24 protein-coding genes and 2 pseudogenes are annotated in these 23,823 nt (G+C 70.9%); 20 read left to right on the top strand and 6 right to left on the bottom strand.

Annotation, left to right across the window (positions count from 1 at the left end; translation table 11 throughout):
* Positions 1–130: 130 nt before the first annotated feature.
* Entirely contained in the window at positions 131–1,741 is a 1,611-nt protein-coding gene (locus tag OG623_RS25115) for an MFS transporter (RefSeq protein WP_406149431.1), read from the bottom strand.
* Positions 1,742–1,857: 116 nt separating this feature from the next.
* Here OG623_RS25115 and OG623_RS25110 point away from each other — a divergent pair, with 116 nt between their 5' ends.
* From OG623_RS25110 to OG623_RS25075, 8 genes are all read left to right on the top strand, one after another.
* Positions 1,858–2,526, top strand: a complete 669-nt coding sequence (locus OG623_RS25110; RefSeq protein ID WP_406149429.1) for a TetR family transcriptional regulator — start codon at positions 1,858–1,860, stop codon at positions 2,524–2,526.
* Positions 2,527–2,763: 237 nt separating this feature from the next.
* Positions 2,764–3,981 (top strand): alpha/beta hydrolase, encoded by a 1,218-nt coding sequence (locus OG623_RS25105; RefSeq protein ID WP_406149427.1) that lies wholly within the window; start codon positions 2,764–2,766, stop codon positions 3,979–3,981.
* Between the two features lie 117 nt (positions 3,982–4,098).
* A complete protein-coding gene (locus OG623_RS25100; protein ID WP_406149426.1) occupies positions 4,099–5,025 on the top strand; it encodes a DUF4429 domain-containing protein in 927 nt (308 codons plus the stop codon).
* A gap of 228 nt (positions 5,026–5,253) precedes the next feature.
* The gene (locus tag OG623_RS25095) at positions 5,254–6,603 is read left to right on the top strand and encodes a histidine kinase (protein ID WP_406149424.1); all 1,350 of its coding nucleotides are present in this window, start codon (positions 5,254–5,256) and stop codon (positions 6,601–6,603) included.
* A complete protein-coding gene (locus OG623_RS25090; protein ID WP_406149422.1) occupies positions 6,600–7,280 on the top strand; it encodes a response regulator in 681 nt (226 codons plus the stop codon). The genes OG623_RS25095 and OG623_RS25090 overlap by 4 nt, the downstream gene beginning before the upstream one ends.
* 207 nt (positions 7,281–7,487) lie before the next feature.
* Complete coding sequence (locus OG623_RS25085) at positions 7,488–8,531, top strand: alpha/beta hydrolase (RefSeq protein ID WP_406149420.1); 1,044 nt, start codon at positions 7,488–7,490, stop codon at positions 8,529–8,531.
* Positions 8,528–9,736 carry an acyltransferase gene (locus OG623_RS25080; RefSeq protein WP_406149418.1) on the top strand — a complete coding sequence of 403 codons (1,209 nt, stop codon included), beginning with the start codon at positions 8,528–8,530 and terminating at the stop codon, positions 9,734–9,736. Before OG623_RS25085 ends, OG623_RS25080 begins: the two co-directional genes overlap by 4 nt.
* Positions 9,737–9,827: 91 nt before the next feature.
* Positions 9,828–10,859, top strand: coding sequence for a 2-dehydropantoate 2-reductase (locus OG623_RS25075; RefSeq protein ID WP_406149416.1), 1,032 nt, complete (start codon positions 9,828–9,830; stop codon positions 10,857–10,859).
* Between the two features lie 24 nt (positions 10,860–10,883).
* Here OG623_RS25075 and OG623_RS25070 read toward each other — a convergent pair whose 3' ends face one another.
* Positions 10,884–11,903: an aldo/keto reductase gene (locus OG623_RS25070; RefSeq protein ID WP_406149414.1), complete on the bottom strand. Its 1,020-nt coding sequence runs from the start codon at positions 11,901–11,903 to the stop codon at positions 10,884–10,886.
* Between the two features lie 2 nt (positions 11,904–11,905).
* Positions 11,906–12,370, bottom strand: coding sequence for a MerR family transcriptional regulator (locus tag OG623_RS25065; RefSeq protein ID WP_406149412.1), 465 nt, complete (start codon positions 12,368–12,370; stop codon positions 11,906–11,908).
* Between the two features lie 92 nt (positions 12,371–12,462).
* Between OG623_RS25065 and OG623_RS25060 the strand changes: the two genes are divergently transcribed.
* Positions 12,463–13,290: a serine hydrolase domain-containing protein gene (locus OG623_RS25060; RefSeq protein ID WP_406151995.1), complete on the top strand. Its 828-nt coding sequence runs from the start codon at positions 12,463–12,465 to the stop codon at positions 13,288–13,290.
* 23 nt (positions 13,291–13,313) lie between these two features.
* Here the strand turns inward: OG623_RS25060 and OG623_RS25055 are convergent.
* Positions 13,314–13,661 (bottom strand): annotated as a pseudogene (locus OG623_RS25055) (ATP-binding protein); the annotation flags it as partial.
* A 150-nt stretch (positions 13,662–13,811) separates the two neighbouring features.
* Here OG623_RS25055 and OG623_RS25050 point away from each other — a divergent pair.
* The 5 genes from OG623_RS25050 to OG623_RS25030 are packed head-to-tail and all read left to right on the top strand — an operon-like array spanning position 13,812 to position 16,129.
* Complete coding sequence (locus OG623_RS25050; protein ID WP_406149410.1) at positions 13,812–14,660, top strand: helix-turn-helix domain-containing protein; 849 nt, start codon at positions 13,812–13,814, stop codon at positions 14,658–14,660.
* Entirely contained in the window at positions 14,620–14,886 is a 267-nt protein-coding gene (locus OG623_RS25045; RefSeq protein ID WP_406149408.1) for a DUF397 domain-containing protein, read from the top strand. Before OG623_RS25050 ends, OG623_RS25045 begins: the two co-directional genes overlap by 41 nt.
* A gap of 3 nt (positions 14,887–14,889) precedes the next feature.
* Positions 14,890–15,396: a hypothetical protein gene (locus tag OG623_RS25040; RefSeq protein ID WP_406149406.1), complete on the top strand. Its 507-nt coding sequence runs from the start codon at positions 14,890–14,892 to the stop codon at positions 15,394–15,396.
* Between the two features lie 54 nt (positions 15,397–15,450).
* On the top strand, positions 15,451–15,807 hold the full coding sequence (locus OG623_RS25035; protein WP_406149404.1) for a hypothetical protein: 357 nt from the start codon (positions 15,451–15,453) through the stop codon (positions 15,805–15,807).
* 31 nt (positions 15,808–15,838) lie between these two features.
* Positions 15,839–16,129: a hypothetical protein gene (locus OG623_RS25030; protein ID WP_406149402.1), complete on the top strand. Its 291-nt coding sequence runs from the start codon at positions 15,839–15,841 to the stop codon at positions 16,127–16,129.
* A gap of 29 nt (positions 16,130–16,158) precedes the next feature.
* Here the strand turns inward: OG623_RS25030 and OG623_RS25025 are convergent, their stop codons facing one another.
* The gene (locus tag OG623_RS25025) at positions 16,159–16,344 is read right to left on the bottom strand and encodes a DoxX family protein (RefSeq protein WP_406149400.1); all 186 of its coding nucleotides are present in this window, start codon (positions 16,342–16,344) and stop codon (positions 16,159–16,161) included.
* On the opposite strand from OG623_RS25025, the gene OG623_RS25020 reads away from it, so the two are divergent.
* From OG623_RS25020 to OG623_RS25000, 5 genes and pseudogenes are all read left to right on the top strand, one after another.
* Positions 16,331–16,675, top strand: a complete 345-nt coding sequence (locus tag OG623_RS25020; RefSeq protein ID WP_406149398.1) for a winged helix-turn-helix transcriptional regulator — start codon at positions 16,331–16,333, stop codon at positions 16,673–16,675. The genes OG623_RS25025 and OG623_RS25020 overlap by 14 nt on opposite strands.
* Positions 16,676–16,918: 243 nt before the next feature.
* On the top strand, positions 16,919–17,557 hold the full coding sequence (locus tag OG623_RS25015; RefSeq protein ID WP_406149396.1) for a DUF4232 domain-containing protein: 639 nt from the start codon (positions 16,919–16,921) through the stop codon (positions 17,555–17,557).
* Between the two features lie 172 nt (positions 17,558–17,729).
* A pseudogene (locus tag OG623_RS25010) lies at positions 17,730–19,950 on the top strand (MMPL family transporter).
* Positions 19,951–19,954: 4 nt separating this feature from the next.
* Positions 19,955–21,139 carry a sensor histidine kinase gene (locus OG623_RS25005; RefSeq protein ID WP_406149394.1) on the top strand — a complete coding sequence of 395 codons (1,185 nt, stop codon included), beginning with the start codon at positions 19,955–19,957 and terminating at the stop codon, positions 21,137–21,139.
* Position 21,140: 1 nt separating this feature from the next.
* Positions 21,141–21,794: a response regulator gene (locus OG623_RS25000; RefSeq protein ID WP_406149392.1), complete on the top strand. Its 654-nt coding sequence runs from the start codon at positions 21,141–21,143 to the stop codon at positions 21,792–21,794.
* Between the two features lie 7 nt (positions 21,795–21,801).
* Here the strand turns inward: OG623_RS25000 and OG623_RS24995 are convergent, their stop codons facing one another.
* Positions 21,802–22,470 (bottom strand): pirin family protein, encoded by a 669-nt coding sequence (locus OG623_RS24995; protein WP_406151993.1) that lies wholly within the window; start codon positions 22,468–22,470, stop codon positions 21,802–21,804.
* Between the two features lie 81 nt (positions 22,471–22,551).
* Between OG623_RS24995 and OG623_RS24990 the strand changes: the two genes are divergently transcribed.
* On the top strand, positions 22,552–23,751 hold the full coding sequence (locus tag OG623_RS24990) for a helix-turn-helix domain-containing protein (RefSeq protein WP_362887973.1): 1,200 nt from the start codon (positions 22,552–22,554) through the stop codon (positions 23,749–23,751).
* Positions 23,752–23,823: the final 72 nt, after the last annotated feature.

Below are 23,823 nucleotides of genomic sequence, written 5' to 3'. Positions count from 1 at the left end.
CGGGCAGGAAAGGGGCCGGGCGGCGGACCACCCTGATAGGCGACAGCCCCGCCGGAAGGGTCCGGCGGGGCTGTCGGATGCGCTGTGTTGACGCCTGGAGCCCCTGGCTGAAGGGGCGGCCGTCCAGGGATCAGATGTGACCCGCACCCGCTCCGGCCTCGGCGTTCGCGCCGCGCTTGGTCAGCGTGGCGACCAGGGCGGCGATCACCGCGACGATGCCGGCGACCATGAAGGCCGTGCTCATACCCGACACGAACGTGTCATGGGCGACGCCGGTGATCTTCGCAGCGACCTCCGGCGGCGTGCCGGGCGGGACCGGCGGCATGCCGACCTTGACGGCGGCCGACGCCTGGTCGAGCTGGGCCGGGTCGGCGGGCGGAAGCTTCGCCGCCGCCCAGTTGTCCTCCAGCTTCGCGTCGACCCTGGCGGCCATGACAGCGCCCAGGACGGCCGTCCCGAGGCTTCCGCCGACCTGCATGGCGGACTGCTGGAGTCCGCCGGCGACACCGGAGAGCTCCATCGGGGCGTTGCCGACGATGACCTCGGTGGCGCCGACCATGACCGGTGCGAGGCCGAATCCGAGCAGCGCGAACCAGAGCGACATGGTGAGCGTGCCGGTGCCGATGGTCAGCTGCGACATGCCGAACATGGCGATGGCGACGGAGACCATGCCGCCGACCAGCGGCACACGCGGGCCGAACCGGGTGATCGCGGCGCCGGCGAGCGGCGAGCCGACGATCATCATTCCGGTCAGCGGCAGCAGGTGGAGACCGCTGTCGACCGGGCTCATGCCGTGGACGTTCTGCAGATAGAAGGTGACGAAGAACAGGCCGCCCATGAAGGCGAACGCCATCAGAACCATCAGCACCACACCGGCCGAGAGCGGCACGGAGCGGAACATGGCCAGCGGGATCAGCGGCTCCCTGACCTTCGTCTGGGTGAACGCGAACAGCGCGAACAGCACGACGGCGCCGACGAGGAAGCCGATCGTCTTCGTGTCGCCCCAGCCCCACTCGGAGCCCTTGATCAGGGCCCAGATCAGGCAGAACATGGCCAGCGACAGCAGGACGATGCCACCGATGTCGAAGGACCTCGGCGCGTTCTCGGCGCGGTGGTCCTTGAGGATCACCAGACCGAAGACGAGCGCGAGCACGCCGACGGGCACATTGATGAAGAAGACGGACTGCCAGCTCACGTGCTCCACGAGCAGGCCGCCGACGATGGGTCCGCCCGCGGTCGATGCACCGATCACCATGCCCCAGATGCCGATCGCCATGTTCAGCTTCTCGGCGGGGAAGGTGGCACGCAGCAGACCGAGCGCGGCCGGCATCAGCAGCGCGCCGAAGATGCCCTGGAGCACCCGGAAGACGATGACCAGGGTGACGCTGCTGGAGAGACCGATGGCCGCCGAGGCGGCGGCGAATCCCGCGATGCCGATCAGGAAGGTCTGGCGGTGGCCGAAGCGGTCACCGAGCTTGCCCGCGGTGATCAGCGAGACCGCGAGGGCGAGCATGTAGCCGTTGGTGATCCACTGGACGTCGGCCAGCGAGGCGCCGAGATCCTTCTGGATGGCAGGGTTGGCGATCGCGACGATCGTGCCGTCGAGCGCCACCATCATCACGCCGATGGCCACGGCGAAGAGCGTCAGCCACGGGTGGCCCCGCAGCCCTTTCGCCGGTGCGGGAGCGAGGCCGTCTTCAGGCTCCCGCGGCGCCTTGTCGACGGTGGTCTGACTAGTCATACGACAGGACGTTATGGCAGCTACTGACAGTTGACAAACCAATTCACCGACCAGTAACTGTCACGTAGCTCACAGGTATTCCGAACAGGTGAAAGCAGGGAAATGGAGTCCGGTACGTGACACGCAGGCAGACGCCCGGGGTCCCCGCGCCGGAGGCTCCGTACGGCTTGCGCGAGCGCAAGAAGCGGCGCACCCGTGAGGCCCTGCTGCACGCCGCGCTCAGGCTCTTCACCACCCAGGGCTACGAGCGGACCACGATCGACGAGATCGTCGGCGCCGTCGATGTCTCCCAGCGCACCTTCTTCCGCTACTTCACCAACAAGGAGGCCGTCGCCTTCGCCGTCCAGGAGGAGGTGGACGCGCGCTTCCTCACGGAGCTGCGTCAACGTCCCGCCACGGAGACCCCTTTCGAGGCATTGCGCCGCGCCGTTCTGAAGGCCTGGACCGCCCTCACCGAAGCCGACGACGACGCCCTCACCGCCGAACTCCAGATGAGCGCCTACCGGATGATCGAATCGACCCCCGCGCTCCACGCCGCACACATGCGGCGCCATATCGACCTGGAGCGGCAGACCGCCCTGCTGATCGCGGAGCGTGAGGGGATCGACCCGGAGGCGGATCCGCGCCCCCTGGTGGCCGTCGCCGCGTTCTCCGGGGTGATGCGGATGACCGGACAGCTGTGGAGCCGGCGGAACGACCCCGGGGTCGAGGCGCTCCGGGAGCTCACCGAACTCCACCTGGACCAGCTCGGACCTGCGCTCTCCGGAAGCTGGCGCGCCGCCTGAGGCACGTGTTCACGGGAACCCGACAGGTGTGCCACACCCCTCATCGGCCGCACATGGCCGACGTCACAATGCCCCGGCATCGCAGGCGGATTCGCGTGCCCGACGGGTTCCGGCCGCACCTGACCGTGGATCCCGTGCTCACGGAGCGTAAGAGACGGGCAGTCAATTCCCCGTGGTCGAGTGATCCGTGTCACCCCTCCCCCGACGTCACGTGCGCGTCTCCTAGGGTGGGGCGCAGTGACTTCCTTCGATTCGTCCCCCACTCTCACCGCATGGCGCGCGCTGCTCGCCATCGCGGTCGTGTTCGTGATGCTGGCGACCACCGGCTGGACCGCCGTGCGTCAGCAGCACTCCAGTTCGCCGCGCGAGGCCGCGCTCGCTTCCTGGGCGAAGGACCGTATAGCCGGTCACGCCCTCCCGGACGCGAGTGCCCCCGCATACCGGCTGGCGCACTTCTTCGCGACGCTCACCGCGGGCCAACGGGTCGCCCTGGCCGACAAGTACCCACTGGTGGTGGGCAATCTGGACGGCGCACCGGTCACCCTTCGCTACCGGGCCAACCGGCATGCCCTGGCGCAGGCCGAATCGGCCGAGGAAAAGCGGACGAAGGACCCACGGCTCTCGCCCGGCGGGCGCCATGAGGCCACGCTCCGACTGGAACGCTTCCGCTCGATGCTCGCCGGTGACCGCCAGATCCTCGCCTTCGACCCGTCGGGCCGTGGCCGGGCGGCCGAGGTGCTCGGCGACCTGGACCGGGCCGAGCGGGTCTCGGTCGTGGTGCCGGGGGTCGACACGAACCTGCTGACGCTGGAGCGCACCGGCTCCAAGAAGAACGCGGCGCCCGTCGGCATGGCGCGGTCGCTGTACGGGGCCGAGCGCTCGGCGAGCCCCGGCTCGCGTACGGCGGTCATCGCGTGGGCCGACTACACGGCGCCCGTCGGGATCGGCATGGACTCCGCGCTGGGCGGTCTCGCTTCGGAGGGCGCGGTCCGGCTGAACTCGCTGCTGGAATCGCTGCCCGGCTCGTCGGACGTCTCGCTGTTCTGCCACAGCTACGGCTCCGTGCTGTGCGGTGTGGCCGCGCAGGACCTGCCGTCCAGGGTGTCCGACATCGCGGTCGCCGGCAGTCCCGGGATGCGGGCGGACAACGCCGGCGCCCTGCACACCGGGGCCACGGTGTGGGCGATGCGGGACAGCGACGACTGGATCGCGGACGTGCCGAACATGGCGCTCGGCGGGCTCGGCCACGGCGCCGACCCGGTCGACCCGTCCTTCGGCGCACGGATCGTGTCGGCGAGCGGCGCGGTCGGGCACAGCGGCTATTTCGAGCCGGGCACGGAGAGTCTCAGCAACTTCGCCGCGATCGGCGTGGGCGCCTACGACTCGGTCAGTTGTGCGAGTTCCGACCGTGCATGCCGTGGCCACGGGGAGTTTTCCGGCGAGTCGGAGAACTGACGCGCGTAGAAAGACGTCTTACGCGCGAGGAGAGCGGCGAACGATCTGTCAGCCTGGTCGTGATTCCGCCTGTACCGAAGGGGGACGTGCGGGCCTGTGCCACATACGATGAGGCACATGGGTGATGTGCTGGCTGGAATTCATGCCACCTGGGAGTTCGACACGGACTCCGTGCTCATCCGCTTCGAACGGGGAATCCGCACGCCGCGGCTCTTCCAGAGTCTGCGTGAACGCCGCATTCCGTACGCGGCGTTGTCGTCGGTGACGCTGACCCCTGGCAAGCGGGGCACGGTGGTGCTGCGTGCCGTACCGAGACCGGGTGCCGATCCGCTGCTGGATGCCGCCGCCGGGCAGCTCAAGGAGAGCCTCGACCCCTACCGTCTGGTGCTGCCCCCCGAGCGCGGGACACTCGCCGAGTACTACGCCGACGAGCTGCGCACTCTGCTCGGGTCCGATGCCTCGCTGCCCGCCGAACGCTTCCTGGTGGCGGCCCCCGAGGCGCCGATGCACTTCAAGGCGTACGACGGCAGGGCCGGTTTCGACGGCACCCTGGTCTCCTTCCGGTGGTTCTGGACGGGTGCGTCCAGCGCCAAGTGGAAGGCAGGCGACCAGACGTTTCCCGTGGCGGACCTGGGCGGGATCGAGTGGCGTTCGCCCGAGGCCTTCGAGGGGTATCTCCGGCTGCTGCCCCGTGGCGCGGCGGCGGACACCGACACGGACGGCCTTCGGCCGGAAACGGTCCCCGGCGCCGGACCGACGTCCGCGGGGCAGATCCAGCCGGACCAGGATCCGTCCTCCGTCGTGTTCGGCCTGGGTTACGGGCCGGTGCACGAGTCGCTGCCCTTCGCCGCCGCGGTCCTGGAGTCCGTCCGCCGGACCCAGTCGGTGCCGGTCGCGACCGCCCCGGTCCCGGTGGGTGGCGCGCGGCGCGACCCGGCGGACATCGCGGAGCGGATACGCCACCTCGGGGACCTGCACCAGGCGGGCCTGGTGACGGACGCCGAGTACAGCGCGAAGAAGGCACAGCTCCTCGCCGAGCTGTAGCACGCGGGCCGGGAGCGCCGAGCTGTAGCACGCGGGCCGGGAGCGCCGACCCGTGCGGGCCACCGCGGCACCCACCTCCGTGCCGCCCCACCTCCGTGCCGCCCCACCTCCGTGCCGCCCCCTCCTCCGCACGGCCCTCTCCTCCGGTACGGTCCCTGCCCCCTCCCCACGGTCCACCCCCGGGGTATGACGCCGCCTCGCCCGTTCCCCGCCTACGCTGGCCCGATCATGCCCCCATCCCCCGCCGGGCTCCCGCCCGCCGACGGTCTGCTGAGCGCCGCCCGCCGCAACCTGCGCGAGCTCGCCCACGGGCTGTCCCACGCGTCCCACCCGCCGACCCCGCTGTTCGCCGCGTCCCCGAGGCTCTGGCTGCGGCTGCTGCCGTACGCGGTCGTGCTCGCGCTCGCCGCGATCTTCATCCCGGTCACGATCCAGGTGCTGACCGGCGACTACGGGGTGCCCGGCGGGCTGGCCGGAGCCCTGGCCGTGGGCCAGGCCGCCCCCCTGCTGATGCTGGCGCACCGCCCGCTGCAAGCGTGGTGGATCATCCTCGTCGCCGACATCGTGGGCGCGCTGGTGGTGCTGGGCCAGGTCGGGCGGGCGAACACCATCTGGCCGTGGACCGCACCGGTCATGGTCAGCTATCTCTTCGTGCTGCTCGCCCTCGGCCTGCGGGAGAGTCGGCGGACCGTCGTCGGTGTCTGGCTGGTGACGGGCGCGGCCGGGCTCGCGCTGCATCTGGTCTCGCCCTCGCGCAGCGACGGCAGCGCCCTCCTGCTGTTCATCCTGGGCGGCCTGGTGCTGGTGATCGGGGCGGCGGTACGGGAGCGGAGCGAAGCCCAGCGCCGGCTCGTCGAGCAGGAGACGATCAGCGAGGCCGAGCGGGCGCAGCGCACCCTGCTCGAAGAGCGCACCAGGATCGCCCGTGAGCTCCACGACGTGGTCGCACACCACATGTCGGTGATCACGGTGCAGGCCGACTCCGCGCCGTACCGGGTCGGGGGGCTCTCCGATGAGGCACAGGCGGAGTTCACCTCGATCGCGGCCGCGGCCCGGGAGTCGCTGGCCGAGATGCGCCGGCTGCTTGCCGTGCTGCGCAGTGACGGCAGCCGGGGCGAACTCGACCCGCAGCCGGGCCTCGACCGGGTGCAGCAGCTGGTGGAGGCGACGGTCAGGGCGGGGCTCCCGGCCGAGCTGTCGCTGGCGACGGACGTACGGGAGGCGCTGGAGCGGGGCGAAGTGCCGCAGACGGTGGACCTGTCGGCGTACCGCATCGTGCAGGAGGCGCTGGCCAATGTGGTGCGGCACGCGCCGGGTGCGCGGACAAGAGTGTCGGTCACGGCGCGCGACGGCCATCTCACGGTGCTGGTCGTCAACAGCAGGCCGGATCAGCAGAGTTCGCCGCTGGAGACCTCGGGGACCGGTCACGGGCTTGTCGGGATGCGGGAACGCGTACGGTTGACCGGCGGCACACTCGACACCGGCCCGCTGCCGGACGGGGGCTTCCGGGTGGCCGCGCGGCTCCCGCTGCCGCCGTCCCAGCCGCCCTCGCATTCCGCGACTCCGGAGGACCCGTGACCATCCGTGTGATCATCGTCGACGACCAGGCCATGGTGCGGGCCGGGTTCGCCGCGTTGCTGGCGGCGCAGAGCGACATCGATGTGGTGGGCGAGGCCCCGGACGGACGCAAGGGTGTCGAGGTCAGCAGGTCGGTGCATCCGGATGTGGTCCTGATGGACGTCCGGATGCCGGAGATGGACGGACTGGCCGCCGCCCGCGAGCTGCTGAGCCCCCCTGCGGGGGTGATCCACCGGCCGAAGGTCCTGATGCTCACCACGTTCGACGTCGACGACTACGTCTACGAGGCGCTGCGCGCCGGAGCGTCCGGGTTCCTCCTGAAGGACGCCCCGCCCGCGGATCTGATCTCGGCGGTGCGGGTCGTCGCGTCGGGGGACGCGCTGCTCGCGCCGTCCGTGACGCGGCGGCTCATCGCGGACTTCGCACGTCAGCGTCCTGCGGCACCGTCCGGCGGTCCTTCGCTGCGGCTGAACGCCCTGACCCCTCGGGAGCGGGAGGTCCTGGAGCTGATCGCCCGGGGTCTTTCGAACCAGGAGATCGCGGCGCGGCTGGTGCTGGCCGAGCAGACGGTGAAGACGCACATCGGCAAGGTGCTGGCCAAGCTCGGCCTGCGGGACCGGGCGCAGGCCGTGATCTTCGCGTACGAGTCGGGTCTGGTGGCCCCGGGCGACGCGTAGCCCGGTCCCCCACCTGAGCTCCCCGGGCAACCCTCAGCCCGCCTCCCGGTATCCCCAGGGCCGCCCTGGGGATCTCCCCCCGTACGCCCCCTACCCCGGTATCACCGCACAGTTGGCCCCCCGGTGTGACGCCGGGGCGCCCACCGTCTTCCTACCTTCCTCCCCGGCACACCGCACGGTGTGCGCACGCCGGATGGGGAGGGCACGATGCGCCGATTCACGAGGACGCTGGCCGCCGCCGCGATGACGGCCACCATGGTGGCGGGCACGGCAGGCTGGGCGTCGGGGAACACCCAGCACGCGGTGACGGGGCCACCGCCGGGCAGCGCCTCGTGGCGTGCCGACGGGGTGCTGGGGCGGGAGCTGCCCGACCCGGCGCGCGCCACTCCACAGCAAGTTGCGGCGTTCTTCCATGAGTTGAGCGCGAAGGAGCAGCAACAGCTGCTGGCGCGCCACCCTTCGGTCGTCGGCAATCTGGACGGCGCCCCGCTGGAGCTGCGTTACCGCGCCAACGCCCGGGCGCTGCGGGCCTCCCACGAGCCCCGGTACGCCGGGCTCGCCGCCTCCGGCCGGCAGATCCTCGCGTTCGACCCGCGGGGGCGCGGCCAGGTGGCCGAGGTGTTCGGTGACCTGCGCACCGCGCGTCATGTGTCCGTCGTGGTGCCCGGGTCGGACACCGACGCCGGGACCTTCGACCGCGACGGAGATGTGTACGGCACCCCGGCGGGCATGGCGAAGTCGCTGTACGCCGGCACGGGCGAGGGCAGCGCGGTGATCGCCTGGGCCGGCTACACCACCCCGGTCGGTGTCGGCCTCGACGCGGCGAGCGGAAAGCTCGCCGGTGCGGGCGCGAAGCGGCTGACCCGGTTCACCGCGGGCCTGGCCGCCGACGGGCTGCCCGCACCCGTCGTGTTCTGCCACAGCTACGGCTCGGTGGTGTGCGGGCTCGCGGCCCACCGGCTCGGCGCCACGGACCTGGTGGTGCTCGGCTCCCCCGGGATGCGCGCCGACGACGTGAGCGGGCTGCACACCACGGCCCGGGTCTGGGCGGCCAAGGACGACACCGACTGGATCGACGACGTACCGAACGTCCGGGTGGCGGGGCTCGGGCACGGCGCCGACCCGGCCGGCGAGAAGTTCGGCGCGCGCCGGGTGCCGGCCGAGGACGCCGAGGGCCACACCGGTTACTTCGCTCCCGGCACGGACTCGCTCCGCGCCTTCACCGCCATCGCCCAGGGGGTCTCCCGATGAGTGCCCGACAGCTGGTCTCCCGCATCGACGCGAGCACCCCGGCCCACCGCGACCGCGCGGTCGACGGGCTGCGCGCCCTCGCGCTGATGGCCGTACCGACCGGCCACTGGCTGCTCGGCGGCTTCACCCTGGACGACGACGGCGCGCTGCACAACGCCAGCCCGCTCTCCACCTTCGCCGCGCTCTCCCCGATGAGCTGGGTGCTCCAGATGCTGGGCATCTTCTTCCTGGTCGGCGGCTACGCCTCGGTCCTCTCCTACCACCGCAGGCCCTCCACCACCGGCGCCTGGCTGCGCGGCCGGACGGTCCGCCTGGGCAGACCCGTGCTCGGTGTGACGGCCGTGTGGGCGCTGATGATTCCGGTGCTGTACGCCCTCGGGGTGCCCGAGGACACCTTGCGCACGGGGGCGACGCTGGTGATCCAGCCGCTCTGGTTCGTCGGGGTGTACGTGGTGGTCACGGCACTCACGCCGTACTGCGTACGCCTGGCAGGGCGGCTCGGCGGCTGGGCCGCCGCCCCGCTGATCGCCTCGGTCGCCGCGGTCGACCTCCTGCGTTACGGGCCGTACGCGGACGCGGTGCCCTCCTGGCTGAGCCTGCTGAACATCCTCCCCGGCTGGCTCTTCGCCTACCAGCTCGGCGTCAGCTGGGGCGAGGGCCGCGTCTCCCGGCGCGGCGCCCGGCTGCTGCTCGTCGGCGGCACCGCCCTGTTCGCCGTGCTGCTGCTCGTCTTCCACTACCCGGCGTCGATGGTCGGCGTGCCGGGCGAGGCGCGGACCAACTCGCATCCCCCGTCGCTGCTGGTCCTCGCGCTGGCCTCGGCGCAGAGCGGTGCGGCGATCCTGCTGCACGGCCGGATCGGCCGGGCGCTGCGCCGCCCCGCCCTCTGGGCCCCGGTCGTCGTCATCAACCTGTCGGCGATGACGATCCTGTGCTGGCACCAGACGGCGATGCTGGCCGCGGCCGTCCCGGCCTCCTTCGCCGGAGCCCTGCCGGGACTGACGACGACCCCGGACTCGGCCGGCTGGATCCTGGCCCGGTTGGCGTGGATGCCGTTGTTCGCCGTCCTGCTGGTGCTGATCACTCGCTACGCCCGCAGGTTCGAGACACCCGGCGAGAAGGACGGCCGCACCGGAAACGCCCGCCGGGCGGTCGCCGCACTGCTCGCGGCGGGCTTCGCGGTCTTCGCACTCGGGCTGGCGTGACCGTGACCGTGACCGGCGAACCGTGCCCCTTGATCCCAGGACGACTCCCGCCTACTTTCGGGTAACAACTGCGGACCAGGAGCGATACCGAATGCCTCATCCCACCGGCGGCCATCGCCCGCGCATCGTCGTGTTCGGCGCCAGCAGCATCGGCTGCTACCTCGGCGGCCATCTCGCCCAGCACGCGGACGTCACACTGATCGGGCGTCCCTCGGTGCTGGACGGGCTGCGCGACGGGGTGACGCTCAGCGGCGGGGCGCGCCCCACAGCCCGCGTCCCACGACAGCTGCTGACGCTCACACAGGAACCCGACGCGGTCGCCGAGGCCGATTTCGTCCTGGTCACCGTCAAGTCCGCCGCCACGATTCCCTCAGGAAGGGAACTGGCCGGAAGGCTCCGTCCGGACACCGTCGTCGTCAGCTTCCAGAACGGGCTGCACAACACCCGCCTGCTGCGGGACGAGCTCCCCGCCGCCGTCACCGTGCTCGCGGGGATGGTGCCGTACAACGTCGCGCGGACCGCGCCCGACACCTTCCACCAGGGCACGGGCGGGGCTCTGATGATCGACGGCCACTCCGGCTCGGCCCCTCTCGTGGCGGCTCTGACGGCCGCCGGGCTGCCGGTCGAGCCACGGGACGACATGCCGGAGGTACAGCACGCCAAGCTGCTGATGAATCTCAACAACGCGGTGAACGCACTGTCCGGCCTGCCGCTCCGCGACCAGCTGGGCGCACGCCCCTACCGGAGGTGCCTCGCGCTGTGCCAGGAGGAGGCGCTGGCGGCGTTCGCCGCGGCAGGAGTCCGGCCGGCCCGCCTCGGCCCCGCGCCGGCCCGGCTCATGCCAGGGATCCTGCGCCTGCCCGACGCCCTGTTCCGCCGTGTCGCCGCGGCCGGCCTCCAGGTGGACGCGCACGCGCGCTCCTCGATGTGGGACGACCTGGAACACGGCCGGGCCACGGAGATCGACGGCCTCCAGGGCGAGGTCGTCGCCATGGCGGAACGGCATGGCCTCACGGCACCGGTCAACGCACGGCTCGCCGCCCTGGTCCACGAGGCCGAACGCCCGGGTGGCCGCCGATCGTGGCCGGGCCCCGAACTGCTGGACGCGGTACGCCGGCCGTGAGACGGCCGGCTCCCTCGTGAGGCGCTACTCGCGCGCGGTGGCCGTGTTGCTCATGTCCGGGTACCGGTCCCCCGCCACCTTGCCAGCGATGGGCTCCAGCTGCTCCAGCTCCTGGTCGGTCAGCGTGAGCCGGGTCGCCGCCACGTTCTCCAGCAGACGGCTGCGCTTACGCGTACCGGGGATCGGCACCACCGTCAGACCGTGCACCTGCGCCCGCTGCTGCACCCAGGCCAGGGCGACCTGCGCGGCGGTCACACCGTGCGCCGCCGCGATCTCGCGCACCGGCTCCAGCAGCGCGGCATTGGTCTTCGCGTTCTCACCGGTGAAGCGCGGCTGGTGCTTACGGAAGTCGTTCTCCCCCAGGTCCTTGACCGCGTCCGAGAACGCCCCGGTCAGGAACCCACGCCCGAGCGGCGAGTACGGCACGAGCGTCACCCCGAGCTCGACGGCCGCGGGCACGGCGGTGCGCTCCACGTCCCGGCTGAACAGCGACCACTCGGACTGAAGGGCCGCGATCGGATGCACGGCGTGCGCGGCACGCAGCTCGTCCCCGGTCACCTCACTCAGCCCGAGCTTCTTGACCTTGCCCTGCCGCACCAGCTCGGCCATCGCCCCCACCGACTCCTCGAACGGGACGAGCGGGTCGCGGCGGTGCATGTAGTACAGGTCGATGACATCGGTGCCCAGACGGCGCAGGCTGGCCTCGACGGCCCCACGGATGTACTCGGGATCGTTGCGCACGCCCCGGTAGTGCGGGTCGTCGTCCCGGCGCTCGATGGCGTACTTGGTCGCCAGCGTGATCTCGTCACGATGCGCCCCGACGAACGGCGCGAGGAACGTCTCGTTGGCCCCGCCGCCGTAGATGTCGGCGGTGTCGAAGAGGGTGACACCGACCTCGAGAGCCGCCTCCAGGGTGTCCCGGGCGGAGGCCTCGTCGGTGTCTCCGTAGAACTCGCTCATCCCCATGCAGCCGAGTCCCTGCACACCGACCGGTGGACCGCCTTCGGCGAGCTCCACGGTCGTGATCTTCTCGGTCTCGCTCATGGTCAGACCCTTTCCGTCTCCGGCGCCGTCACACGGGCGCCGCCATAAAAGTCGATCTTGTGGTCGAGTACGGCCAGAGTTCCCTGGAGCTCCGCGATCCGCGTCCTCACATCGCGCCGGGTCGCCTCCAGCAGCTCCTGCCGCTCGGTGAAGGTCCGGTCGCCCTCCCGCACCAGTTCGGCGTACCTGACCATGTCCGCGACCGGCATTCCGGTCAGCCTCAGCTTCCCGACGAAGGCCAGCCAGTCCAGGTCGCTGTTGCTGAAGCGACGCTGGCCCGTGTGCGAGCGGTCGACGTGCGGCATCAGCCCGATCCGCTCGTACCACCGCAGCGTGTGGGCGGTGAGCCCGCTGTAGGCGACGACCTCGCTGATGGTGTAGTTGTCCTGGCCCTCGGGGCGCGGATGCGGCTTCGGGGCCGAAGCGCAGGTGTCCGTACGTGCGGAAACGCTTTCCATCACCGTCATGTCCTCCACGCTAGAACCTTGGAGTGCGCTCCAAGCAAGCGTAATCGGGTGGTGATCCCCGTTCCGGCTCCCGTTAGGCTCGGCCCATGACCATGCAGAGCCTGGCGCTGATCGAGAACTGGCCCGTCCCCACCGCGGCAGCCGCCGTCGTCGCCTCGGACGGCACGCTCCTGGGTAACCATGGTCCCACCGCGCGCCGCTTCCCGCTTGCCTCGGTGACCAAGCCGCTCGCGGCCTACGCGGCACTGGTGGCCTACGAGGAGGGCGCGGTCGAGCTGGACGAACCGGCCGGCCCCGAGGGCTCGACCGTCCGCCACCTCCTCGCCCACACCAGCGGCCTCGCCTTCGACGAGCACCGGGTCACGGCGCCGCCCGGCACCCGCAGGCTGTATTCCAACGCCGGCTTCGAGGTACTCGGCGACCACATCGCGAAGGCCACCGAGATCCCCTTCTCCGAGTACGTGCACCAGGCCGTCCTCGACCCCCTGGGTATGACGTCCACGTCCCTGGAGGGCTCACCCGCCAAGGACGGCGTCTCCACCGTCGACGACCTGGCCCGGTTCGCGGCGGAGGTCCAGGCCCCGCGGCTCCTCGACCCCCGCACGGTCCTCGAAGCCCAGACCGTCGTGCACCCCGGCCTCAAGGGCGTACTCCCCGGCTACGGTCATCAGAACCCCAACGACTGGGGGCTCGGCTTCGAGATCCGCGACTCCAAGTCACCGCACTGGACCGGTCTTTCCTCGTCCCCGACCACTTTCGGCCACTTCGGGCAGTCCGGTACGTTCCTCTGGATCGACCCGTCCGCGGGAGTGGCCTGCGTCGCGTTGACGGACCGGGCCTTCGGCCCCTGGGCGGCCGACGCCTGGACCCCGTTCACGGACGCGGTACTGGCGGAGATCGCCGCCTCCTCCTCCCGCTGAGCGGCGGCCCTGGCCCTGCGGCCAAGACACTCGAACCAGACGGTCTTCCCGCCCCCGTCACCGCGCTCGGCCACACCCCAGGCGTCGGTGACGGCATCCACGAGCAACAGCCCGCGCCCGCCCTCGTCCAGCACGTCCCCCACGGCAGGGCGCGGCAACCGGGCACACGCGTCCGCCACCTCGACCCGCACACCACCGGCGGGGAGCAGGAAGATCAGCGTCTGACAGCGGCGGCCGGGAACATGCCGTACGACGTTGGCGATCAGCTCCGTGAGAGCCAGCTCCGCCGCGTCCGCCACATCGAGCAGACCCCAACGAGTGAGGTAGAGCCGCAGAATGCGGCGCAGATGACGGGCGGAGTGCGCGCCCATCGAGAGATCGGCGCGATAGACGGCAGCCTCCGCGTCACCGATCCGGGTGTCGGATACGTGATTCATGTCACCAGGATGCATCGAGATGATTACTCTCGGCTACGACCCGAAACGAACGCCGTCAGGCGTTGAAGCGAGAGGCACCCCGCCGTGGCCAACGTGCAGTCACTCGACCCCAGCGCTTCCCCCTTGGACTACTACGGCTGGGAACTACGCCGCCAGCGCGAGGCCAACGGCCTCCGGCAGGGCCAGCTCGGCGAAATCATCTTCTGCACGGGCTCGCTGATCGGCCAGATCGAGACGACGAAGAAGGTCCCGACCCGCGACTTCTCGGAACGCCTGGACGCGGCACTGGGTACGGACGGGGTCTTCTCCCGCCTGGTCGGCCTGGTCCTGCGCAGCCAACTGCCGACATGGTTCCAGCCGTACGCGGAGCTGGAGGCGCGGGCTACGTACATCTCCACGTACCAGGCGCAGTTGGTGTACGGGCTGTTGCAGACGGAGGAGTACGCACGGGCGGTGCTGGCCACCGGGATGCCCGACGACCTGGAGGGCCTGGTCGCGGCCCGCGTGGAACGCCAGCGGATCCTGGAACGGGAACAGCCCCCGCTGGCCTGGGCGATCCTGGACGAGTCGGTACTGCACCGGCCGATCGGAGGCGTCGAGGTCATGCGGAACCAACTCGCCCGCCTGTTGGAGTTCACGAGGCACCGGTGGATGCGGATCCAGGTGCTGCCGTTCTCGGCGGGTGAACACTCCAGCTTGGCAGGGTCGTTCACGGCGATGCGCTTCGGCGACGACCCGGACCTGATCTACACGGAGGACCTCATCTCCGGCCATATGACCGCCAACCCTGAGACCATCAGGGAGGCCGCGCGCCGCTACGCTCACTTGCAGGCCGCAGCCCTCTCCATCGAGGACTCCGCGGCACTGATCACCCGTGTGATGGAGGAGCGTTATGGCAATCGGCCCGAATCTGAAGAGCGCGCCGTGGCGTAAGTCGTCCTACAGCGGCAACACCGGCGGCGAATGCGTCGAGTGCACGGTCACCGGCACCGCAACGTGGCGGAAGTCCTCGTACAGCGGCCCGAACGGCGGCGACTGCGTAGAGATCGCCGACGGCTGCCCCGCCTCCGTCCCGGTCCGGGACAGCAAGAACCCGGCCGGCCCCGTCCTCATCATGGGCACCGCCGCCTGGCAGACCTTCGTGGACGGACTGCGCTGACGCGTGGCCGGTTCTCCGCTGCCGCTTCTCTTCCTCGATGTCGACGGCCCGCTGATCCCCTTCGGCGCGACCCGGCAGCAACTCCCGGACGGGTACCCGACGTTCGGCGAGCCGGGACCGAACCCGCTGCTCTCCAGGCTCGACCCTTCCCTCGGGCCCCGGCTGAGGGCGCTGCCGTGCGAGCTGGTGTGGGCCACGACGTGGATGTCCGACGCGAACGAATACGTCGCGCCACGGCTCGGCCTGCCGGAACTGCCCCTGGTGGACTGGCCGGATCCACCCCTCGACGAGGGGACGCGCGGGCTTCACTGGAAGACCCCCGGGCTCGCCCAGTGCGCCGACGGGCGGCCCTTCGCCTGGGTCGACGACGAGATCACCGACGTCGACCGCACCTGGGTGGAGGCGTACCACCCGGGGCAATCCCTCCTCCATCGCGTCGAGGCCTGGCAGGGGCTCACCGGCGCGGACTTCACGACGCTGGAGACCTGGCTGCGACGTAACTCGCCCTGAACCTGCCCCCACCGGTGGGAGTTTCGCGATCGGCCTCCGATAAGTTCGGCGACCATGCGAACCCGTGACTACGACACCGATTTCCTCGACCGGGCAGGAAAGACACGCGCCTGGGGCATCGTCCTGCTGGCCGCGGCCTCGTTCCTCTGGCTCTGGGGCGCCGCACTGCTGGTGTTGCCGAACGGTCCCTGCGAGTCCCGCTTGTTCACGGCCAACACGGGAGACTGGTCGGATCAAAGTTGCCAGAGGGCCCGTGACTGGCCGAAGACGGTGGCCCTGTTCGCGTCCTCCATACCGGTCATGGCCGGCGGCGTAACGTTCTTCACGCTCGGCACGGTGACAGGCCGGATCAGCGCGCACAGTCAGGCCGTTCGCGAACTGGACAGGCAGGCGGCCAAGCGGAAGGAGTGAGGGCCCACCGGTTCCGATAGATTCGGCGGCTATGCGATCACGTGATTTCGACCTCGAATTCCGCGACCGGGCAGTCAAAGTACGCTCCTGGGGCGTCGGTCTGCTCGTCGCCGCCGCCGTGTTGTGGATCTGGGCCGCGAAGGAGCTGTTCATCCCGCGCGAACCCGACCTCCAGGAGATCGTGACCGTGCTCGGGGCCTCCATACCGGTCTCGGTCGCCGGCGGGTCGCTCTTCACGATCGGTATCGTGTCGCGCCGTATGAGCGCCCACAGCCAGGCGATGCGCGAACTCGACAAGCTGGCGGCCTCGTCGAAGGACTGAGTGTCCGCCGTGCGACCGGGCAGGGGCCGTCAGAGCCACACGGCGCCCCCCAGCCAGACGGCCACCGCCGCCAGCACCAGAAGCACGACGTTGAGCCCGGTCACCCGCGCCTCGCCGCGGGACAGATGCAGCGCCAGGCCACCGACCTGCACCAGTGCCAGACCCACCGCAGCCACGACGGCGAGCACGACCGCGATTCCGGTGAGCGGCGGCAAGGCGATCCGGGGGATCCTCGACCGGATCTGCGACAAGTGGGCGATGCTGATCGTGGCGACGCTCGACGAGAGCCGTATGCGCTTCACCCACCTCCAGCAGCACATCCCCGGCATCTCGCAGCGGATGCTCACGCTCACCTTGCGCAACCTCGAACGGGACGGGCTCGTCTCCCGCACCGCCTACGCCGAGGTCCCGCCCCGCGTCGAATACGCGCTCACCGCCCGAGGGAAGAGCCTCATCCCGCCCGCCCTGGCGCTCGCCCGCTGGGCGATCGAGCACAGCACTGAGATCCAGGCCAGCAGAACGGAGTACGACACGCACGGCGGGTGACCGCGCGGGCCGACCCGTGTCGCGCCCGTACGGGCAGGAGAGGTGTGGCACCGGTGAAGAGACTGTGCCGTCCACGGCGTTCAAGGGACGGCGGGTCACGGCTGCGTCCCGCCCCGTAATCGCATGTAACAGGCATGTATTAGCGGGCGGTCAAGGGGAACGGTCCATGGGCCGACGCGGGTCCTACAGATCAGCAAGGCTCGCTCGTACCGGGCAGAACGCACCGACCGCTAGGAAGACACCATGCGCACCAAGAACCTCACCCTCGCCGCCCTGGTCCTCACCGCCGGTCTCTCGCTCACCGCCTGCCAGGGCGGCGACAGCGACGCCGCCACACGTACGAACGACTCCTCCTCCGCTTCGTCCTCCTCGGGCGGCTCGTCCGATGACAGCAGCGCGAGCGCCTCCGACAAGGACACCTCGGCCGCCGGCGACGACTCGACCACCACGAAGTCCGCCGGGTCCGGCAGCGGCGGCGGGCAGATCACCACCGGCGCCTGCAAGACCGCGGACCTCGGCTTCAGCACCACGCACGGCATGGGCGAGAACGACCTCGTCGTCCGGCTCGAGAACAACGGCGACGACACCTGCTCGCTGAAGGGCTTCCCCGGTGTCGACCTCAAGTCCGAGGACGCCTCCGGCCCCCTCAGCGCCAAGCGCACCGACCTCGCCGCGCCGGCCGTCGCCCTCGCTCCCGGCGAGATCACCCGCTTCACCCTGCACTACCCGGCGGCCGAGGGCTCCGGCGCGCGCGTCAGCTCCATCGAGGTCACTCCGCCCAACGAGACGCACTCCAAGTCCCTCTCGGTCTCCCTCCGCCTCCAGGTCTCCGAGGGCGCCGACCAGAAGGTCACCGTGGACCCCGTCGGCACCGGCAAGTAGGAGTTGAGGACGGGTCCGGCCCTGAAAAAGCCGGGTTTCCTGTCCGCAACCTCCCCCGACGCCACGGCGCAACTACCGCTGGCCCCACCCCTCTTGTCCACCGGCCGGTGGACAAGAGGTTCAACCGGCAGGACGTGTCGGGCGCGACGCCGCTGCGGCCAGGATTCCTGGCATGAGACAACTATCTGTGCGCATGGCCCGGTGGAGCGCCCTGCACACCGGGCGCGCGATAGCCGGCTGGTTCGTGTTCGTCACCCTGTGCCTCGTGGCCGGCATCGCGGCCGGTACCAACCAGGCGACCACCGAGGACTTCCGGGTCGGTGAAGCGGGACACGCCGAGGCGATGGCGGCCGAGGGCGGCCTGGAGCGCTCCCCCACGGAGCACGTCCTGATCCGGGCCAGGTCGGGGCAGCTGGACATGGCCGCGGCCCGATCGGCGGCCCAGGACGTGACCGCGCGGATGACGGGACCTGCCCGAGGTGGAGAGCGTGGCGGATCCCGTCCGCTCGGACGACGGCAAGGTCCTGCTGGTCTCGGTGGTCCTGAACGGCCCCGAGCTGGAGGGGAAGAACAACGTCGTCCCGCTCCTGGAGCAGACGGCGGCCGTGGATGCCGGCCACCCGGATCTGGTGGTGGAGGAGACAGGTTCGCCCGCCATCAGCAAGGGCGTCAACGACCAGCGCGGTGAGGATCTCGCGCTCTCCGAGCGCATCAGCCTGCCCGTCACCGTCATCACCCTGCTGATCGTCTTCGGCTCGGTGGTCATGGCGGGTGTACCGCTGCTGCTGGCGCTCTCCTCGATCGCCGCGGCGATCGGACTGTCCATGGTCGCCTCGCACGTCCTGCCGGACGCCGGGGTCGGGATGAACCTCATCCTGCTCATCGGTCTGGCGGTGGGCGTCGACTACACGCTCTTCTACCTGAAGCGTGAGCGCGAGGAACGGGCCCGCGCAGGCGGCCGTCTCGGGCCGGAGGCCCTCGTGGAGCTTGCGGCGGCCACGGCCGGCCGAGCCATCCTGATCTCGGGTCTCGCCGTGATCGTCTCCACGGCCACCCTGTATCTGGCCACCGATGTGATCTTCTCCTCGCTGGCGACCGGCACCATCCTCGTCGTGGCGGTCGCCGTGGCCAGCTCGCTCACCGTGCTCCCCGCGCTGCTGGTCGCCATCGGCAGGCGTACAGAGCGCCTCGCCGCCCGACGGGCGAAGCGCGGTAGGCCGGCCCGTGTCGCGAAGCCCGAGACGGGGAGGGTGTTCGGCGCCCTTCTGCGCCCCGCGCGGACCCGCCCCGCCCTCACCCTGTGCCTGTCGGTCCTCGTCATGCTCGGCCTGGCCGCGCCCGCGCTCGGCCTGAAGCTCATCGACCCGGGCAAGGACACCTTCTCCCGCGACATCCCGGCCATGCAGGTCTACGACCGGCTGACCGGAAGCTTTCCCGAACTCCTGGTCACGCACGAGGTCGTCGCACGCTCCACCCCGGAGCGGGCCCCCGAGGTGAAGCGGGCGCTGGCCGACCTCGGCCGGCGGGCCCAGTCGGATCCGCTGTTCGCGAAGGGCGTGAAGGGCATGAAGGGCGCAAAGGACACGGCGCCGGAGGTGCGTACGTCGTCCGACGGCCGGATCAGTGTGCTGGAACTCGCGGTCCCCCACCCCGCGCCCTCCGCCGAGGCGATCGAGTCGCTCGTCCACCTCCGCCAGGACCACATCCCCGCGACCGTCGGCCGGCTGGCCGGCGTGGAGACGGGTGTGAGCGGCGATGTGGCCAGGGGCCGTGACTATGTGGCGCACGAGAGCCACAAGCTGCCGCTGGTCATCGGGTTCCTCCTGCTGATGACCTTCCTGATGACCGTGTGGGCGTTCCGCTCGGTGGTGATCGCCGTCATCGGCGTCGTACTCAATCTGCTGTCCGCCGGTGCCTCGCTCGGCATGCTGGTCGCGGTCTTCCAGGGGACGTGGGCACAGGACCTGCTGGCCTTCGACTCCCTCGGCGCGATCGCGTCCAGGGTGCCGCTGTTCCTCGTGGTGATCCTCTTCGGACTGTCCATGGACTACCAGGTGTTCGTGGTCAGCCGGATCCAGGAGGCCAGGCAGAACGGCATGCCGGCCCGTGAGGCGGTGCTCGAAGGCATCAACCGGTCGGCCAAGGTGGTGACCAGCGCGGCGATCGTGATGGTGACGGTGTTCGGCGCCTTCGTGGCCCTGCACCTCACCGAGATGAAGCAGATGGGGTTCTGCCTGGCCGTGGCCGTCCTGCTGGACGCCGTGATCATCCGGCTCATGGTCCTGCCGTCGGTCCTGCTGCTGCTCGGCGAGCGTGCCTGGTGGCCTGCCCGCCCGGTGCGGAGCCGGCATGCCGGTGCGCCCGCCGCCGGGCCCCTGGCAGAAGTAGGCTGACGCGGTGAAACCACGGCCGCAGCCCGCCACCGAGCCGACCGTACCCTCGCTGCACCGGTGGAACGCCGTCTTCTGGGTGCTGCTGGGCGTGGTCCCGCCGGCCCTCGCGGTCGCGGACGCACCGGGCACGACGCGGCTCCCGGTGCTGGTGCTGCTCGCCGTACTCGCCCTGTCCTACGGCGCGGTGGGGCTGTTCCCCGGCAACCCCGTCCTGCGCCCCCTGCCCTACCTGTACGTACTCGTCGTGGGCCTCGGCGCGATGTCGTACCTGCTCGACGGCAGCGCCGCGCTCTTCGTGGTGACGCTTCCGCACTTCTGGATCTACACCGCGAGCACACGTGCCGCGATCGCTCTCAGCGGTCTCGCCGCGGCGGGGGTCGTGGCCGGCAACGTCGTGCGGCAGGGCTGGGACGGGGAGTTCCTCACCGGCAACGTGATCTTCACGCTCATCGGCTACGCGGCGGGCGTGTCGATCGGACTGGTGGTCCACCACATCACCGAGGACTCCGACGCGCGTGCCCGCCGGCTCAGCGCCGAACTGGAGGGCGCCCGGCTCCGGCTGGTCGAGGCGCACCAGCGTCAGGGTGCGGCGGACGAGCGTGAACGGCTGGCGCGGGAGATCCACGACACGCTCGCGCAGGGCTTCGCGTCCATCATCGTGCTCGCCGAAGCGGCCAGGTCCGGCCTGGCAACCGACCCCGGCAGAAGCGGTAAGCAGCTGCTCGCGATCGAGAACACGGCACGCGAGAACCTGGCCGAGGCGCGCGTCCTGGTCGGTTCGGCCCCACGGAGCGGCGTCGCCGCCGGTTCGGTGGCGGACACCCTGCGCAGGACGCTGGACCGCTTCACCGAGGACACCGGCATCGACGTCACCTCGGAACTGCCGGACGTCATCTGCGACCAGCAGACCCGGATCGCCCTTCTGCGCTGCACCCAGGAGTCGCTCGCCAACGTCCGCAAGCACGCGGCGGCCTCCGCGGTGAAGGTGGTCCTCACCACGCTCCCGTACGGCGTGGAACTGGAGATCACCGACGACGGCCGCGGCTTCATGACGCGGGACTCCCACGGCTTCGGGCTGCACGGAATGCGCGAACGCCTCGCCGAGCTCGGCGGCGACCTCACCGTCACCAGCTCGGTCGGCGACGGCACACGCGTCCTCGCCATGATTCCCACCGACGGACGGAGCTGACATGCCGAACGGCGCGGTGCCGGGCAAGGCCAGGATCGTCGTCGCTGACGACCACACGGTGATGCGCGCCGGGGTCATCGCCCTGCTGGCCGACGAACCCACCATCGAGATCGTCGGCGAGGCCGAGGACGGCCGGTCGGCCGTCGAGACCGTCGAACGTCTTGAACCCGACGTGGCTCTGATGGATCTGCGGATGCCTGTCCTCGACGGGACGAGCGCCACCACGGAGATCGTCGCGGGGCCGGCCCGGACCCGGGTGCTGATCCTGACCACGTACGAGACCGACGCGGAGATCGAGCGCGCCGTCGAGGCCGGTGCCATCGGTTACCTGCTCAAGGACGCCACCCGCGAGCAACTGGTGGACGCGGTCCACTCCGCGTCCCGGGGCGAGACCGTGCTGGCTCCACGCGTCGCGGCGCGGCTGGTGGCCCGGATGCGGAAACCGGCCCCGGTGACGCTGACGAGACGGGAGGTGGACGTACTGGGCGCGGTCGCGGACGGGCTGTCCAACGCGGAGACCGGCCGGCGGCTGGTCATCACGGAGGCGACGGTGAAGACACATCTGCTGCGGGTCTTCGCCAAGCTCGACGTCAACGACCGTACGCACGCCGTGGTCAGGGCGCTCGAACTCGGCCTGCTGGAGCGGCGCCCGTAGGCCGGCCTCACACCCCGGCCAGCTCCCAGAGCAGCGTCTCGGACGGTTCCAGCGCCTCCAGTTCGAGGCCCCGGGGCTCGGTGACGCGGGCGGAGTCGCCCGGGGCCAGCTCCTCCCCGGCGATGAGCACCCGGCCCCGTACGACGTGGACGTAGACGCCCGCCGCGTCCGGCACCGCGGTCCGCTCGCCCTCCGACTGCCGGCGCACGTGGAGCATGGCGCCCGCCTCGGGGAGGGCGTACGGGGTGGAGTCGGCGATCCCCGCGACATGCGTGTAGGCGGGGTCCCCTCCGGGGTGCAGGGGGGCCAGCCACATCTGAATGAACGTCAGCGGGTGTTCCCCGTCGTTGCGCTCGACATGCCGGACCCCGCCGGCCGAGCTGAGGTGCTGGACGTCACCGGCGCGTACGACCGTGGCGTGCGCGGCGGAGTCGCGGTGGGTGAGCTCGCCCTCCACCACCCAGGTGACGATCTCGGTGTGGCTGTGCGGATGCTCGTCGAAGCCGGCGCCCGGGGCGAGACGCTCCTCGTTGCAGGCAAGGATCGGCCCGAAGCGCAGATTGTCCGGGTCGTAGAACCGCCCGAAGGAGAATGCGTGCAGCGTCTCGATGCCCGCGGAGTCACCCGTGGCCGGGTCCCCGCCGCGGAAGCGGTCCCCGGAGCGGCGTACGTCCATCACGCCCCCAAGGTATCCCCGTCGGCCGGTCTTCCGCCCCGCCCCTCCGTGCGCCTGTCCCGATAAGGCAGTCTTGTGTGCGTGCCCCGACCCGATCCTGAGCAGCCCGCCTCCCACGACGCCCATCTCCACGCCGCGACCCTGAAACGCCTGGAGCAGTCATCCGGCAGGCTGGCGGCCAACGCCATCGCCCGCATGGACGAGACGCTGCCGTGGTACCGGGCGATGCCACCGGAGAACCGGTCCTGGATCGGCCTGGTCGCCCAGGCAGGTATCGCCGCGTTCACCGAGTGGTTCCGGCATCCGGAGACACCGCAGGCGATCTCCACCGATGTGTTCGGCACGGCCCCGCGCGAGCTGACGCGGGCGATCACCCTGCGGCAGACCGTCGAGATGGTGCGTACGACGATCGAGGTCATGGAGGCCGCGATCGAGGAGGTCGCCGCGCCGGGCGACGAGTCGGTGCTGCGCGAGGCGCTGCTCGTCTACGCGCGTGAGATCGCCTTCGCGACCGCCCAGGTGTACGCGCAGGCAGCCGAGGCGCGCGGCGCGTGGGACGCCCGGCTGGAGTCGCTCGTGGTGAACGCGGTGCTGTCGGGCGAGGCCGACGAGGGCGCCGTGTCCAGGGCCGCCGCGCTCGGCTGGAACTCCCCCGAGCATGTGTGCGTGATCCTCGGCACGGCGCCCGAGGGCGACAGCGAGCTGACCGTGGAGGCCATCCGGCGGGCCGCCAGACACGCGAAGCTCCAGGTCCTGACAGGGGTGCTCGGGCACCGGCTGGTCGTGATCGCGGGCGGCAGCGACAACCCGCTGAACGTCGCGAAGTCGCTGATCGGCCCCTACGCCGCGGGTCCCGTCGTCGCCGGTCCCGTGGTGCCCGACCTCCTCGCCGCCACCAGGTCCGCACAGGCCGCCGCGGCAGGACTCAAGGCCTGCTCGGCGTGGCAGGACGCTCCGAGGCCCGTCCTGTCGGACGATCTCCTTCCTGAGCGTGCGATGGCAGGAGACCCGGCCGCGCGCGACCAGTTGGTGGAGGAGATCTACAGACCGCTCGAAGAAGCGGGTTCGGCACTTCTGGAGACGCTGAGTGTGTATCTGGAGCAGGCGAGCAGTCTTGAGGGCGCGGCGCGGATGCTGTTCGTGCACCCCAATACCGTCCGCTACCGGCTACGACGTGTGACCGACGTCACCGGCTGGTCACCGTCCGATGTGCGTTCGGCGTTCACGCTCCGGATCGCCCTCATCCTGGGGCGCTTGGCTGCCGGGGACACTCAGTCCTAGACTTTTGTCGAACTTCAACAATTCCCCCGACGGTTCTTCGTCCTTGTCCCCACGGGTCTCCAGGGCCGTCCA

Origin of the sequence: Streptomyces sp. NBC_01012 (genome assembly GCF_045162755.1) — a bacterium.
Lineage (GTDB): Bacteria > Actinomycetota > Actinomycetes > Streptomycetales > Streptomycetaceae > Streptomyces.
Note: the sequence above shows the minus strand (reverse complement) of the source record. Positions and strands in the feature narration are given on the sequence as shown.

Coding starts and splice junctions, on each gene's coding strand:
- OG623_RS25075 (WP_406149416.1), top strand. CDS start 9,828: ATGCCTCATCCCACCGGCGGCCATCGCCCGCGCATCGTCGTGTTCGGC.
- OG623_RS25070 (WP_406149414.1), bottom strand. CDS start 11,903: ATGAGCGAGACCGAGAAGATCACGACCGTGGAGCTCGCCGAAGGCGGT.
- OG623_RS25100 (WP_406149426.1), top strand. CDS start 4,099: ATGGGTGATGTGCTGGCTGGAATTCATGCCACCTGGGAGTTCGACACG.
- OG623_RS25060 (WP_406151995.1), top strand. CDS start 12,463: ATGCAGAGCCTGGCGCTGATCGAGAACTGGCCCGTCCCCACCGCGGCA.
- OG623_RS25085 (WP_406149420.1), top strand. CDS start 7,488: ATGCGCCGATTCACGAGGACGCTGGCCGCCGCCGCGATGACGGCCACC.
- OG623_RS25065 (WP_406149412.1), bottom strand. CDS start 12,370: ATGACGGTGATGGAAAGCGTTTCCGCACGTACGGACACCTGCGCTTCG.
- OG623_RS25115 (WP_406149431.1), bottom strand. CDS start 1,741: ATGACTAGTCAGACCACCGTCGACAAGGCGCCGCGGGAGCCTGAAGAC.
- OG623_RS25045 (WP_406149408.1), top strand. CDS start 14,620: ATGGCAATCGGCCCGAATCTGAAGAGCGCGCCGTGGCGTAAGTCGTCC.
- OG623_RS24995 (WP_406151993.1), bottom strand. CDS start 22,470: ATGGACGTACGCCGCTCCGGGGACCGCTTCCGCGGCGGGGACCCGGCC.
- OG623_RS25080 (WP_406149418.1), top strand. CDS start 8,528: ATGAGTGCCCGACAGCTGGTCTCCCGCATCGACGCGAGCACCCCGGCC.
- OG623_RS25035 (WP_406149404.1), top strand. CDS start 15,451: ATGCGAACCCGTGACTACGACACCGATTTCCTCGACCGGGCAGGAAAG.
- OG623_RS25015 (WP_406149396.1), top strand. CDS start 16,919: ATGCGCACCAAGAACCTCACCCTCGCCGCCCTGGTCCTCACCGCCGGT.
- OG623_RS25000 (WP_406149392.1), top strand. CDS start 21,141: ATGCCGAACGGCGCGGTGCCGGGCAAGGCCAGGATCGTCGTCGCTGAC.
- OG623_RS25095 (WP_406149424.1), top strand. CDS start 5,254: ATGCCCCCATCCCCCGCCGGGCTCCCGCCCGCCGACGGTCTGCTGAGC.
- OG623_RS25030 (WP_406149402.1), top strand. CDS start 15,839: ATGCGATCACGTGATTTCGACCTCGAATTCCGCGACCGGGCAGTCAAA.